Source organism: Levilactobacillus suantsaii, assembly GCF_014069315.1.
Taxonomy (GTDB): domain Bacteria; phylum Bacillota; class Bacilli; order Lactobacillales; family Lactobacillaceae; genus Levilactobacillus; species Levilactobacillus suantsaii.
Window position 1 is genome coordinate 1,137,542 of record NZ_CP059603.1, and the last position, 14,497, is coordinate 1,152,038.

5 protein-coding genes, 3 rRNA genes and 2 pseudogenes are annotated in these 14,497 nt (G+C 49.3%); 8 read left to right on the forward strand and 2 right to left on the reverse strand.

The features are described 5' to 3' along the window. Nucleotides 1-121 precede the first annotated feature (121 nt). From H3M12_RS05205 to H3M12_RS05225, 5 genes are all read left to right on the forward strand, one after another. Nucleotides 122-1,686: ribosomal RNA gene (locus H3M12_RS05205) — 16S ribosomal RNA — on the forward strand. Nucleotides 1,687-1,903: 217 nt separating this feature from the next. Further along, nucleotides 1,904-4,818: ribosomal RNA gene (locus tag H3M12_RS05210) — 23S ribosomal RNA — on the forward strand. A 63-nt stretch (nucleotides 4,819-4,881) separates the two neighbouring features. Next, nucleotides 4,882-4,998 (forward strand): 5S ribosomal RNA (gene rrf / locus H3M12_RS05215). Together the 16S, 23S and 5S rRNA genes form the textbook arrangement of a ribosomal RNA operon. A gap of 236 nt (nucleotides 4,999-5,234) precedes the next feature. Further along, nucleotides 5,235-7,460 carry an alpha-galactosidase gene (locus tag H3M12_RS05220; RefSeq protein ID WP_129032702.1) on the forward strand — a complete coding sequence of 742 codons (2,226 nt, stop codon included), beginning with the start codon at nucleotides 5,235-5,237 and terminating at the stop codon, nucleotides 7,458-7,460. A 61-nt stretch (nucleotides 7,461-7,521) separates the two neighbouring features. Then, nucleotides 7,522-8,403 carry a TIM barrel protein gene (locus H3M12_RS05225; RefSeq protein ID WP_182151016.1) on the forward strand — a complete coding sequence of 294 codons (882 nt, stop codon included), beginning with the start codon at nucleotides 7,522-7,524 and terminating at the stop codon, nucleotides 8,401-8,403. A gap of 102 nt (nucleotides 8,404-8,505) precedes the next feature. Here the strand turns inward: H3M12_RS05225 and H3M12_RS05230 are convergent, their stop codons facing one another. Continuing rightward, nucleotides 8,506-9,339 (reverse strand): DNA-binding domain-containing protein, encoded by an 834-nt coding sequence (locus tag H3M12_RS05230; protein WP_129032704.1) that lies wholly within the window; start codon nucleotides 9,337-9,339, stop codon nucleotides 8,506-8,508. Beyond that, a complete protein-coding gene (locus tag H3M12_RS05235; RefSeq protein ID WP_129032705.1) occupies nucleotides 9,336-10,637 on the reverse strand; it encodes a sensor histidine kinase in 1,302 nt (433 codons plus the stop codon). Before H3M12_RS05235 ends, H3M12_RS05230 begins: the two co-directional genes overlap by 4 nt. A 147-nt stretch (nucleotides 10,638-10,784) precedes the next feature. Between H3M12_RS05235 and argF the strand changes: the two genes are divergently transcribed. The 3 genes and pseudogenes from argF (at nucleotide 10,785) to H3M12_RS05250 (ending at nucleotide 14,473) form a co-directional block, all read left to right on the forward strand. Next, entirely contained in the window at nucleotides 10,785-11,783 is a 999-nt protein-coding gene (argF, locus tag H3M12_RS05240) for an ornithine carbamoyltransferase (protein WP_129032706.1), read from the forward strand. Between the two features lie 17 nt (nucleotides 11,784-11,800). Further along, nucleotides 11,801-12,752, forward strand: a pseudogene (gene arcC, locus H3M12_RS05245) (carbamate kinase). A 165-nt stretch (nucleotides 12,753-12,917) separates the two neighbouring features. Beyond that, nucleotides 12,918-14,473, forward strand: a pseudogene (locus H3M12_RS05250) (YfcC family protein). Nucleotides 14,474-14,497 lie beyond the last annotated feature (24 nt).

The window sequence follows — 14,497 nt, forward strand, 5'->3', positions numbered from 1 at the left end:
TTTCGACAAACCAAATATGTGTAGGGCGGTTTGAATTTATTCAAACCCAAACAATATTTGCGAAGTCAATTCGCTTTTAAAATGTAACAACAATCGATGAGCTATTCGAGCTTATCATCTTTAAGATGAGAGTTTGATCCTGGCTCAGGACGAACGCTGGCGGCATGCCTAATACATGCAAGTCGAACGAGCTTTGGTTGATTGACGTGCTTGCACTGATTTCTTCCTAAAGCGAGTGGCGAACTGGTGAGTAACACGTGGAAAACCTGCCCAGAAGCAGGGGATAACACTTGGAAACAGGTGCTAATACCGTATAACAACAAAAACCGCATGGTTTTTGTTTGAAAGATGGTTTCGGCTATCACTTCTGGATGGTTCCGCGGCGCATTAGCTTGTTGGTGAGGTAACGGCCCACCAAGGCGATGATGCGTAGCCGACCTGAGAGGGTAATCGGCCACATTGGGACTGAGACACGGCCCAGACTCCTACGGGAGGCAGCAGTAGGGAATCTTCCACAATGGACGCAAGTCTGATGGAGCAATGCCGCGTGAGTGAAGAAGGGTTTCGGCTCGTAAAACTCTGTTGTTGAAGAAGAACGGGTGTCAGAGTAACTGTTGACATCGTGACGGTATTCAACCAGAAAGCCACGGCTAACTACGTGCCAGCAGCCGCGGTAATACGTAGGTGGCAAGCGTTGTCCGGATTTATTGGGCGTAAAGCGAGCGCAGGCGGTTATTTAAGTCTGATGTGAAAGCCTTCGGCTTAACCGAAGAAGTGCATCGGAAACTGGATGACTTGAGTGCAGAAGAGGACAGTGGAACTCCATGTGTAGCGGTGGAATGCGTAGATATATGGAAGAACACCAGTGGCGAAGGCGGCTGTCTAGCCTGTAACTGACGCTGAGGCTCGAAAGCATGGGTAGCAAACAGGATTAGATACCCTGGTAGTCCATGCCGTAAACGATGAGTGCTAGGTGTTGGAGGGTTTCCGCCCTTCAGTGCCGCAGCTAACGCATTAAGCACTCCGCCTGGGGAGTACGACCGCAAGGTTGAAACTCAAAGGAATTGACGGGGGCCCGCACAAGCGGTGGAGCATGTGGTTTAATTCGAAGCTACGCGAAGAACCTTACCAGGTCTTGACATCTTCTGCCAATCCTAGAGATAGGACGTTCCCTTCGGGGACAGAATGACAGGTGGTGCATGGTTGTCGTCAGCTCGTGTCGTGAGATGTTGGGTTAAGTCCCGCAACGAGCGCAACCCTTATTATCAGTTGCCAGCATTCAGTTGGGCACTCTGGTGAGACTGCCGGTGACAAACCGGAGGAAGGTGGGGATGACGTCAAATCATCATGCCCCTTATGACCTGGGCTACACACGTGCTACAATGGACGGTACAACGAGTCGCGAAGTCGTGAGGCCAAGCTAATCTCTTAAAGCCGTTCTCAGTTCGGATTGTAGGCTGCAACTCGCCTACATGAAGTTGGAATCGCTAGTAATCGCGGATCAGCATGCCGCGGTGAATACGTTCCCGGGCCTTGTACACACCGCCCGTCACACCATGAGAGTTTGTAACACCCAAAGTCGGTGAGGTAACCTTTTGGAGCCAACCGCCTAAGGTGGGACAGATGATTAGGGTGAAGTCGTAACAAGGTAGCCGTAGGAGAACCTGCGGCTGGATCACCTCCTTTCTAAGGAATAATACGGAGGCCTGCACATACTTTGTTGAAACAATGGTCAGTTTTGAGGGGTCTACCCTCAAGCTTGTTCTTTGAAAACTAGATATTATCAATTATTTTCCTTTAATTATTAAAGATAATTAAACCGAGAACACCGCGTTTATTTTGAGTTTTTTAATTAGTTTATTCGCTAATACTCAATTAATCAGCGGTCACGAAGTGACCGTTAGGTTAAGTTATGAAGGGCGCATGGTGAATGCCTTGGTACTAGGAGCCGATGAAGGACGGGACTAACACCGATATGCTTCGGGGAGTTGTACGTAAGCTTTGATCCGGAGATTTCCGAATGGGGAAACCCAATCATCTTTACCGATGATTACAACTCAGGGAATACATACTTGAGTTGAGGCAGACGTGGGGAACTGAAACATCTAAGTACCCACAGGAAGAGAAAGAAAATTCGATTCCCTAAGTAGCGGCGAGCGAACGGGGAACAGCCCAAACCAACAAGCTTGCTTGTTGGGGTTGTAGGACTGAACATTTGAGTTACCAAAGTCAGTGATAGCCGAAACATCTGGGAAGGTGTGGCAGAGCGGGTGATACCCCCGTAGGCGAAATCGTTGACCCTCAGTTCAGGATCCTGAGTACGGCCAGACACGTGAAACCTGGTCGGAATCCGGGAGGACCATCTCCCAAGGCTAAATACTCCCTAGTGACCGATAGTGAACCAGTACCGTGAGGGAAAGGTGAAAAGCACCCCGGAAGGGGAGTGAAATAGTTCCTGAAACCATGTGCCTACAATTAGTTAGAGCCCGTTAATGGGTGATAGCGTGCCTTTTGTAGAATGAACCGGCGAGTTACGTTAATTTGCAAGGTTAAGGTGTAAAGACCGGAGCCGTAGCGAAAGCGAGTCTGAAACGGGCGTTTCAGTAAGTTGACGTAGACCCGAAACCAGGTGACCTATCCATGTCCAGGCTGAAGGTGCGGTAAAACGCACTGGAGGGCCGAACCCGTGTATGTTGAAAAATGCTGGGATGAGGTGTGGATAGCGGTGAAATTCCAAACGAACTTGGAGATAGCTGGTTCTCTCCGAAATAGCTTTAGGGTTAGCCTCGGATGAAGAATCGTGGAGGTAGAGCCACTGTTTGGACTAGGGGCCCGTCATGGGTTACTGAATTCAGATAAACTCCGAATGCCACTGATTTATATCCGGGAGTCAGACGATGAGTGATAAGATCCACCGTCGAAAGGGGAACAGCCCAGACCACCAATTAAGGTCCCTAAATATGTGCTGAGTGGAAAAGGATGTGGAATTGCATAGACAGCTAGGATGTTGGCTCAGAAGCAGCCATCATTTAAAGAGTGCGTAATAGCTCACTAGCCGAGTGACTCTGCGCCGAAAATATACCGGGGCTAAGCACATTACCGAAATTGTGGACGCAACTATGTTGCGTGATAGGAGAGCGTTCTAAGGGCAACGAAGCTAGACCGCAAGGACTAGTGGAGCGCTTAGAAGTGAGAATGCCGGTATGAGTAGCGAAAGATCAGTGAGAATCTGATCCACCGAATGACTAAGGTTTCCTGGGGAAGGCTCGTCCTCCCAGGGTCAGTCGGGACCTAAGCCGAGGCCGCAAGGCGTAGGCGATGGATAACAGGTTGATATTCCTGTACTAGTTAAGATTGTTTGAACGATGGAGGGACGCAGGAGGCTAAAGCATGCGCACGATTGGAAATGTGCGTCCAAACGCTGAGTCTGGTGATGAGTCAAATGCTTATCGCTAAGGACAAGGCGCGACGGGGACCGAATTTTAGTAGGGAAGTGCTCCACGTCACACTGCCGAGAAAAGCTTCTAGTGAGATCTTAATTACCCGTACCGCAAACCGACACAGGTAGTCGAGGAGAGTATCCTAAGGTGAGCGAGTGAACTCTCGTTAAGGAACTCGGCAAAATGACCCCGTAACTTCGGGAGAAGGGGTGCTACACGCAAGTGTAGCCGCAGTGAAAAGGCCCAGGCGACTGTTTATCAAAAACACAGGTTTCTGCAAAATCGTAAGATGAAGTATAGGGGCTGACGCCTGCCCGGTGCTGGAAGGTTAAGTGGATGAGTTAGCTTCGGCGAAGCCCAGAAATGAAGCCCCAGTAAACGGCGGCCGTAACTATAACGGTCCTAAGGTAGCGAAATTCCTTGTCGGGTAAGTTCCGACCCGCACGAAAGGCGTAACGATCTGGGCACTGTCTCAACGAGAGACTCGGTGAAATTATATTACCTGTGAAGATGCAGGTTACCCGCGACAGGACGGAAAGACCCCATGGAGCTTTACTGTAGCTTGATATTGGGTGTTGACACAGCTTGTACAGGATAGGTCGGAGCCGTAGATATCGGAACGCTAGTTTCGATGGAGGCGCTGGTGGGATACGACCCTCGCTGTGTGAACACTCTAACCCGCGCCACTCATCGTGGCGGGAGACAGTGTCAGGTAGGCAGTTTGACTGGGGCGGTCGCCTCCCAAAAAGTAACGGAGGCGCCCAAAGGTTCCCTCAGAATGGTTGGAAATCATTCGATGAGTGTAAAGGCAGAAGGGAGCTTGACTGCGAGACAGACAGGTCGAGCAGGGACGAAAGTCGGGCTTAGTGATCCGGTGGTACCGTATGGAAGGGCCATCGCTCAACGGATAAAAGCTACCCTGGGGATAACAGGCTTATCTCCCCCAAGAGTCCACATCGACGGGGAGGTTTGGCACCTCGATGTCGGCTCATCGCATCCTGGGGCTGTAGTCGGTCCCAAGGGTTGGGCTGTTCGCCCATTAAAGCGGTACGCGAGCTGGGTTCAGAACGTCGTGAGACAGTTCGGTCCCTATCCGTCGCGGGCGTAGGAAATTTGAGAGGAGCTGTCCTTAGTACGAGAGGACCGGGATGGACATACCTCTGGTGTACCAGTTGTGCCGCCAGGCGCATCGCTGGGTAGCTATGTATGGATGAGATAAACGCTGAAAGCATCTAAGTGTGAAACTCGCCTCAAGATGAGATTTCCCATTCCTTTATGGAAGTAAGACCCCTGAGAGATGATCAGGTAGATAGGCTGGAAGTAGCAGCGCCGCGAGGCGTGGAGCGGACCAGTACTAATCGGTCGAGGACTTAACCAAGTGATTGGTGTTCTCAGGAGATAATTGGTAATACCTAGTTTTGAGGGAATAAGCTCTCAATAGTGTGGTGGCGATAGCCTGAAGGATACACCCGTTCCCATGCCGAACACGGAAGTTAAGCTTCAGCACGCCAATAGTAGTTGGGGGATCGCCCCCTGCGAGGATAGGACGTTGCCACGCAATGTTAGGAACCCAATCGGGTTCCTTTTTTTGTGCCCTAAATTGGGTCACGCAAGGCTTCCCTAGGCTAGCCACAGAAGCGGTGGACCAACAACCTACCAAAGCGGGATTATGAGGGCAAGCCTGCTGGAGGCTGGAGGTAGCTAGCTGCATGATTTTTTTCTAGCAATGTTGTGGAAAACGGTTACAGAAGCACGATTATTCGGTATCCTAGGAAGTAGAAAGGACTGAATAAGATGGCAATTTATAGCCAACAAGGTCAATTTCATCTTCAAACTGATCATAGTAGTTACCTCTTTCACGTCATGCCCAATGGTGAGTTGGGGCAACTCTATTACGGACCTCGGATACATAACCGTACCACTTACCCGGAACTGACTCACCGAGAAATCCACGGCGCAATGCCGGCGTGGCGGCTTGATGCGCCGGACGTTCAACCCGAAGCCCTCAAACAAGAATACGCCAGCTTCGGCAAAGGAGATTTTCGGGAGCCGGCCTATCAGGTCACGGCTCCAGATGGCAGTCGCATCAGTGAATTACAGTACCAAAGTAACCAAATCAGCGCGGGAAAGCAGCGCTTAGTCGATTTACCGGCAACTTTCGATGATGATGACGACGGGGCGCAAACGCTTAACGTGACACTCAAGGACATGGTCACTCACTTGGTCGTACGGTTAAACTATACCGTTTTTCCCCACCAAGACGTGATTGTGCGTAGTACCACGTTTGACAACCAAGGAGCGGCCCACCTCACACTGAATCGCGCGTTGAGTAGCCAATTAGATTTACCCGATGCGAATTATCAGCTGTTACAATTTTCCGGGAGTTGGGCGCGCGAACGGCAACTCAAACGAACCCCGCTGCGCCCTGGTAGTCAAAGTATCGGCAGTTTGCGCGGGGCGTCCAGCCATCAAGAAAATCCGGGATTTATTTTAGCGCGGCCACAGACTAACGAGGACCAGGGAGCGGCTTACGGCTTTAACCTGGTGTATTCCGGTAACTTTTTAGATCAAATCGAAGTCGACCAGTTCGACACCACGCGCATCCTCGTGGGTATCAATCCCGAGGAATTCGGGTGGCAACTCGCGCCCGGACAATGCTTCCAGACGCCCGAGGCCATTTTGAGTTATACCGACCGGGGGTTGAATCAGCTCAGCCAACAAATGGGACGCTTTTACCAACAACACCTGGTCAATCCCCGGTTTGCGAAGCAACCACGGCCCATCCTCTTGAACAATTGGGAGGGGACCTACTTTGACTTTGATGAGACTAAGTTAGTGGCGATGGCCCAGCAAGCTAAGGCGTTGGGCATCGAACTATTCGTCCTCGATGACGGGTGGTTTGGCCACCGCAATGACGATACCACCTCGCTTGGCGATTGGGACGTGAATCCCCAAAAGCTCCCACAAGGCATGGCCCACCTCGTTCAGCAAGTGCACCAGCTCGGCCTTCAATTTGGTTTGTGGTACGAACCCGAAATGATTTCACTAGCCAGTGACCTGTACCGTAATCACCCAGAGTGGGTCGTGCGCACCCCCAAGCGGCAGATGACACCTGGACGCAACCAATTCGTCCTCGACATGACCAACCCAGCAGTCGTGGATTTCCTATACCAAAAAATGAGTACCATGATCAAGGATGCCCACCTCGACTACATCAAGTGGGATATGAACCGCAACATTACCGAGGCCTACAGTCCCACCTTACGTGCCGACCAACAGTTGGAATTCAACCACCGTTATATTTTGGGCGTTTATCGACTATACGCTCGGTTGACGTCCGCCTTCCCGCAGGTCCTCTTTGAATCCTGCGCTTCGGGCGGGGGCCGGTTTGATCTGGGCATGATGTATTACGCACCGCAGGCCTGGACCAGTGATGACACCGACGCCATTGAACGGTTGAAAATTCAATTTGGGACCTCCTACGCTTATCCGCAGGCGATGATGGGCGCGCACGTGTCGGCGGTGCCGAATGACCAGACCGGTCGCATCACGCCACTCGAGACGCGCGGCGCCGTGGCGTTTTTTGGTGACCTGGGGTATGAGCTGGATGTGACACGGTGTTCCGATGCCGAAAAGGCCCAAATTAAACGGCAAGTCGCCTTTTACAAGCAACACCGGCAGTTATTGCAATTTGGGACCCTTTACCGACTTGATAGCCCGTTTACGGGGGACCGTAACGTGGGGAGTTGGCTCGTCGTGAGTGTTGACCAGCGCCACGCGATTGTGGCTCGCTATCAACTCTTGAACCGGCCCAATCCGGGCTATACTCAGTTGCGTCTATGGGGATTATTACCCGACCAACGCTATACTGTCAGTGGGCGGAAACAAGCCCTTTACGGCGATGAACTCATGCACGCCGGTGTCTTTATCCCATCGCTTTTACATACCACGATGGGAGTCGAAGCGTCCGCGGACTTTAGCGCTCAGATCTTAGTTATCGATGCCGTTAGCGAACACTAACGTCGGTTGACGGTAATTCGCGGTAAACTAAAGGTGACTTAACTGTGAAAGGACTGAGAACATGGCGATGTTTACCCTTCCAAACAACCCCGGGAAGGTTCAATTGGGGTTAAAGGCGGGTGCTGAACCGCAACAATTATTGGACCGGTTGAAGTATCGGCCCACGGTCTTTGAATTTTTCACGGCCGTGACGGATTTTGAACCGACCGCTTTTCAAACATTGAAACAGTCAGTCAGATTCGTTCGGGACACCGTGACACCTAAAATTGTGATTCATCACCCGATGGCTTACGGTGATTGGCACTTGGATCAATTATTGGACCCGCACCGGGAAGCTGCGGTTTATCACTTTTTGCAACGCTCAACGGCCCAATTATTGGACTTGGCCAACGACCTCAACGTCCGGGTCTTGATTCATGGGGGCTATGGTGGCGCAGAAAGCCGGACATTGATTGCCGAATACCCGTCGTTAGCGGTTGCCCGGCATACGGTCGCGACGCGCTTAGACCACCTGGTCGCCCAGGCCAACGGACACGTGATCATCGAAAACGGGATCACACCAAGTTTTATGTACGGCGACCCGGAGTTGGACCGCACGATTTTACAGCACGGTTGGCCACTGGTCTGCGACTTGAGTCATGTCTTTATCGGCCTTAATGGCGATATGGACCGGACCATGGCGGCGCTGACCCGGTTGAAACCCTTGATTCAACACTACCATCTCGTGGATTCGTTGGGGCGACGACACGATAGTCTGCCACTCGGTCGCGGGTTGATTGATTGGCGCCGAGTCTTACCGGCATTGAACCCGGCCGCAACCATGATCTACGAGGTACCGGACGAAACCGATGCGACCTGCGCCAATATGCTCCAAAGTTACCATTACCTGCGACGGCTAGAAGTGCAGCAGTTGGAGAATCAGGTTGATGCTGGTGACGCTTAGTTAGTAGGTTAAGTCTAAAGATAGTTGAGTATTCCTAAACAAAAGGTCCCAAGTTCCTCATTATTGAGAAATTTGGGACCTTTTGTTTAGGTTAGGGTGAAACTAGATTTCCTGGGTCAACCCATCAAAAAAGTGCTGAAGGGAAACCTTGCCACCAGTGGTTCGTTTTCCCTGGTGATATGCCATTTCGTTACGGACATTTTTATATTCATACAGAGAATTAGCGTACTCCACTAGAATTTCGTCGCCATGGTCGTCGAGCGTTAAATTGGCAAGATTGCTGAGGCCAGCTTTGATGGCTCGTCGAATACGTTGAAACAAAATCTTTTTTTCATGGTCATCAATGGCAAAGGCCTGGTTGAAATCAATTTGTTTAAAACCAATATTTTGGTCGATCATCAATTGGCAAACAGAAAGAATATCCGAAGAGCCGGATTCTGAGGTGATGCCTAGATAACGTAAAATCGATAGAATCTTTTCCTTTTCCGCGGCATGTTCGTTTACGGCAGGGTCGCTATTCGTCACGCCGCTACCCACCAAAGCTTGAATGTTGGAGAGCTTAGCGGCCATTTGAATATTTTGTACCACTTTTTGGATAACCGTTTTGACTTCGATAAGGTTGATGGGTTTATCAATAAAGAATTCAATTCCTGCTTGGTATGCTTCAGCCCGTAAGTCGCTGTCGCGTACCTGTGAAATCATCACAAAGGTTAAATTAGGCTTGGCGGCCTTAAGCTGTTTTACGAGATCGATACCCGAAACTACAGGCATAAGTAAATCAACCAAAACAATGTCGACATCGTTCAGCATCAAATCGGCTAAGGCAATTTTGGCGTCGGTTGCTGTTCCCACCACATCATTGTGGGGATTCTGTTCCAGAATCCGTTGGAGAATCATGGGAACGCTAGGGTCATCGTCTACAATATAGAATTTCATGAGTGCGCCTCCTGAATGAGTCGTGATTTAGCTAAACGAACTTGAAAATTGGTTCCGTGACCGGGCTGAGATTCCACACGCAGCTCCCCGTCAAATTGTTCCTGAACAATGATTTTAACGTGAGACAGACCAATGCCCCGATAGACATCACCAGTTTCCTCGTGGAATTTGGTGGTGAAGCCGGGTCGAAAAATCATGGCTTGCGTCTGTTGGTCCATGCCACTGCCATTGTCACTGACGTTGAGCAAGATATGGTCGCCAGCATCCGCCACCGTGACTCGAATGAGACCATTTAATTTATCCGGAGAAATAGCGTCAACGCTGTTAAAGATGAGGTTGGATAGAATCGTAACCACGTAATAGTGATTGGGAACCACTAAGTCAACTTGATTATGGACTTCGATGACGATGTTGTGGTGATCGGACTTAATGGCTTCTCGAATATAATCTACGGTGACTTTGAGGATGTCTGCTAATTGCATTGGAGATTCCTGGTCGTCGGAGAAATAATCGTTAAGGCCCAACGCCACGTTACGGTAGTCTTTCTTAATTTCGTGGACGTCCCGTGCAATTGTGAGGGCGCGGTCTTGGTATTCTTGCGGAACGTTGGCCTTTTGTAAATCCTTATTGAGGAGATAAGCGTTTTTCATCACGTTCTCAATATCCCCCAGGCTCTTTTGCATGAAGTAAACCTCACTCTTTACAGCAGCCGCAATCCAGACAAAATGGTAATACCGTTGTTCGTGGCTTTCTGTTCGGAGTAATAACGTGAAGTAATGATAGGCAAAGGCACATAAGCAACTGGCGAGGCTCCTAACCAACGCAGCTATGAATAGAATTTGAAAGATTCGATAGCTGTAATGGGAGAAATCAGTCAGGAGACTGACCTCTAGGAGATTGGATAGGTAGACGCACAAAACGATAGTCAAAAAGAAAGAACTGTTATTGCGTTGTCCACGTCGCCAATAGATGAAGTAATAAAGAAAACCATAGCAGAGGTAAAAAGCAATATCAGTAACAACATACTCTAAAATTATTTGTTGACTTGAAGCATGACCAATAAATAGAAGAATGCCTTGGAAAATGGGGGAAGCCAGTGCAATGGCTCCGGTTAAAAGTAATGGATTGAGATCGCGATTAAAATATAAAAAAGTAGGTAGCAAGAGCGCTGATAGGGCCAAGATAAATCCAGGAGCGTAGATGGGAATGTTGACTTGAGAGGACAACGCGATACAGGTTGCAGCAATCAAAATTCGTTGCCAACGACCATGACTGATAAAACGGGATTGTTTAAACATTACTAAAACTCCTCAAGTAAAGGCGATTGAAAAGTAATGATACTGAAATAATCGATTGCCAATACTTAAATTTTTTGTCATAAATGAAGCTTTATGAAACCGCTTACTAAATTAAGACTTGTAAATATCAATTAGGAGGAATCAAACATGTTTAATTTACGTAATCGGAGTTTCTTGACCCTAGCTGACTTTAGTACCCGTGAGATGAGCTACATGCTCGATTTAGCTGAAGATCTGAAAAAAGCCAAGTATGCGGGGACGGAACAAAAGAAATTACTCGACAAAAACATTGCACTGATTTTTGAAAAGGATTCCACAAGAACGCGTTGTGCTTTCGAAGTCGCCGCTAAGGATCAAGGAGCTCACGTCACCTACTTAGGCCCATCCGGTTCCCACATGGGTAAGAAGGAAACTGCTAAGGATACGGCCCGCGTTTTAGGCGGGATGTTCGATGGCATCGAGTATCGGGGCTTCTCCCAAAAGACTGTGGAGACCCTGGCGGACTACTCTGGTGTCCCAGTTTGGAATGGTTTGACCGATGAAGACCACCCAACCCAAGTTTTAGCGGACTTCTTGACGGCCCACGAAGTTCTCAAGAAGAATTACGCTGACATTAAGTTCACATTTGTGGGTGACGGGCAAGATAACGTGTCTAACGCGTTGATGTTAGGGGCCGCTGTGATGGGCATGACCTACCACGTGGTTTGCCCAAAGGAATTGCGGCCGGACGCAGACCTCTTGAAGAAGGCTCGGGCTATTGCGGACAAGACGGGGGCCGACATTGAAGTCTTCCATGACATTGCTGAAGGTGTAAAGGGTTCTGACGTCATCTACGCTGATGTTTGGGTCTCCATGGGTGAACCCGACAGTGTCTGGGCTGACCGGATTAAGTTACTCAAGCCTTACCAAGTGACTCAAGCTGTGATGGATCAAGCTGAAAACCCTGGCGTGATTTTCGAACACTGCTTGCCAGCCTTCCACAACACAGATACCAAGGTTGGGGCTGAAATCCAAAAGAAGTTTGGTATTAGCGAAATGGAAGTAACGGATGAGGTCTTCGAAAGTGATGCTTCGGTAGTCTTCCAAGAAGCTGAAAACCGGATGCACACGATTAAGTCCGTTATGGTAGCAACCTTAGGTGACTAATCAGGGAGGTTTTATGTATGGCAAAAATCGTTGTCGCTCTCGGGGGGAATGCTCTGGGGAAGTCTCCTGAAGAGCAGCTTAAACTCGTCAAACACACGGCGGCCTTCACTCGTGGGGTTAGTTGCCGCCGGACATAAGGTCGTCATCAGTCACGGGAATGGTCCACAAGTGGGAGCCATCAACCTGGGGATGAACTTTGCGGCTGAAAATGGAAAAACTGCTGCCTTTCCATTTCCGGAATGTGGGGCCATGAGTCAAGGCTACATTGGCTATCACTTACAACAAAGTTTACAAAACGAATTGCACCGACAAGGTATCCAAAAAGATGTCGCAACGGTGGTTACCCAGGTTGAGGTTGACCCGAGTGATTCTGCATTTCAGAATCCATCGAAGCCCGTTGGTGATTTCTATTCGCAAGCAGATGCTGCTAAGATTCAAGCCGAGAAGGGCTACACCTTTAAGGAAGACGCAGGGCGAGGTTATCGACAAGTCGTGCCATCGCCACAACCTAAGACCATCGTTGAACTCAACAGCATCAATCACCTGATTGAGGCAGGAAGTTTAGTCATTGCTGGCGGTGGCGGTGGCGTTCCCGTTGTCAAAACGACAACTGGGTTACGTGGAGTCCCAGCCGTCATCGATAAGGACCGCTCAAGTGCCTTGCTGGCTGATAAAATTGCGGCTGACCAGCTGATTATTTTGACGGCGGTTGACGATGTCTTCGTGAACTATGGTCAAACTAATCAACGGGCCTTGCGCCACCTTTCAGCGGCCGATGCGCATCGGTATATTGATGATGGGCAGTTTGCCCCTGGCAGTATGTTGCCAAAAATTGAAGCGTGCCTAGACTTCGTGACTTCTGGGGACCAACGTTCGGCGCTCATTACGTCACTCGATCACTTAGACGATGCCCTGGCCGGTAAGGTGGGGACGTTGATTACGGCGACCGCGGTTAACGCAACAGTGTAAAACTAAAAACGTGGTCCAACGGTCGTTGGTGGATAATTTTCCTGACTGGTCCCGATTTCTTACCGGGAGGGTGATAGGGAGACCCCGACAGCCGGGGACCACGTTTTCGGTATTCCCATAGTTGAGTGTAACAGAAAACGCTCTCATATTTTAGGGGGAATTATGATGACAGATAATCCAACAGCAAAAAAACGGCATTTCAAGCTAAAAATGCCCGGCGCCTTCTTCATCCTGTTTATCCTCACCGTCGTGGCGGTGATGGCAACGTGGATGATTCCAGCCGGGAGTTATTCCAAACTATCGTATAACAGTGCATCTTCAGAATTAGAGGTGAAAAATCCGCAAGGGCACGTTAAAAAATTACCAGCAACACAAAAAGAACTAGATAAATTGGATGTTAAGATTAAAATTGGTCAATTCAAATCGGGGGGAATTAGCGAAGCGGTCTCGGTCCCGAATACTTATGAACGATTACCACAACATCCCGCTTCGTTGGGAGACATTACCGGTAGTATGGTCAACGGGACTATTCAAGCCGTTGATATTATGGTCTTCATCTTCGTCTTAGGGGGACTAATCGGGGTAGTTAAGGCCAGTGGGGCCTTTGAGACTGGTCTGTTAGCCCTGACGAGGAAGACCAAGGGGCATGAATTTATGCTGATCTTCTTAGTCTCCGTACTCTTGGTTTTAGGGGGAACCTTATGTGGGATTGAAGAAGAGGCGGTAGCCTTTTACCCCATCCTGGTGCCTATCTTCATTGCCATGGGGTACGACTCAATCGTGAGTGTCGGGGCAATTTTCCTGGCCAGTTCGGTTGGGACTGCATTTCCACTATTAACCCCTTCTCGGTTGTTATTGCATCTAACGCGGCCGGAATTAACTTTACAGAAGGGATTGTATGGCGGGCTGGTGGCCTGGCCATCGCCACGATTTTCTTACTGATTTACCTCCATTGGTACAGTAAAAAAGTTAAAGCCCATCCAGAAGTATCGTACACCTGGGACGACCATAAAGAATTCAACAAGATGTGGTCAGTAGAATCATCTGCTGAAAATCAAGAGACTGGGTTTACCTTCCGCAAAAAGTTGATTTTAATTTTATTTGTGGTTACTTTCCCAATCATGGTCTGGGGTGTTATGTCAAAAGGCTGGTGGTTCCCAACCATGGCTTCTTCATTCCTAGTCTTTGCCATTATCATTATGTTCATCGCTGCAACTGGGAAATACGGTCTCGGTGAAACCGGCGTGGTTGACGCCTTCGTGGCGGGTTCTTCTAGTTTAGTCGGTGTTTCGTTAATTATTGGTTTAGCTCGAGGCATCAACTTAGTTCTAAATAACGGCCTGATTTCCGACACGATTTTGCAATTTGCGTCTGCTCTTGTGCAACACATGAACGGGCCGGTCTTCATTTTGGTCATGTTGATGATCTTCTTCGTACTGGGTTTCATCGTGCCATCGTCATCCGGATTGGCCGTGCTGTCGATGCCAATCTTGGCACCATTAGCCGATACGGTTAACATTCCCCGGTTTGTCGTGGTTACCGCTTATCAATTTGGGCAGTACGCGATGCTGTTCCTGGCACCGACCGGTTTGGTTATGGCAACCTTACAGATGTTGCACATGCGGTACTCGCATTGGTTCCGGTTCGTCTGGCCAGTGGTCGTTTTCCTGCTCGTCTTTGGTGGCGGAATCCTGGTCACTCAAGTTTTGGTTTACAAATAGGCTAATAAAAAATGGAACGTTAAA